Annotated in this window: 1 protein-coding gene; it reads right to left on the minus strand. The window is 33.3% G+C overall.

Annotated elements, in window-relative coordinates:
* Positions 1-455: RDD family protein (locus tag ACU8DI_RS15405; protein ID WP_447113684.1), on the minus strand; the 455-nt coding region annotated here is incomplete at its 3' end.
* Positions 456-582: the final 127 nt, after the last annotated feature.

The following is a 582-nucleotide window of genomic DNA, read 5'->3' on the forward strand; positions in this document are numbered from 1 at the left end:
TATACACGGTGTTGTAGTGCGTTTTTTTCAGTTTTGTTTCTTTCAACAACTATTGTTTCAGCTATTATATCGCCTAAACGTTGATTTTTTTTAGTGAACTTAATTGTCAAAATTCCAACTAATCCGAGTGGCCACATATCTATTAAATCAGTACAATGTCTAACTAAAGGTTGCCAGAAATTCATTTTTTCGCCGTTTTTACGGACGGCTTTTAATCCGAACAAAAAATTTCCAAGAGTACTTTCAAAAAGTATTTCACTAATTACCATTAAAAGAATCCATATTCCAAAAAAGAAAAAGAATAGATGGTTTCCAGTAAATCCTCCAGTTGGTGTTTTTTCTCCAAAAAGTAAGCAAGAAATGTAAAAAAGAGTAAAGTATAATATATAATCCAAAAGTCCAGCTAATCCTCTTTTCAGGATGTAATAATTCGGCAGGCTATTTTGTTTTTCCAATTTTTGTTTTATCGTTTCAGTTCAATTACTCGCAGTTTCTTAAATGCACTACAACGTAATTGTGTATGATTTGTTGCGGAATTTCAGCCGAAGCGCTTTGCGCTTGGATGAGCCGTTCACGGCGAAA

The organism is Psychroserpens sp. BH13MA-6 (genome assembly GCF_052983595.1).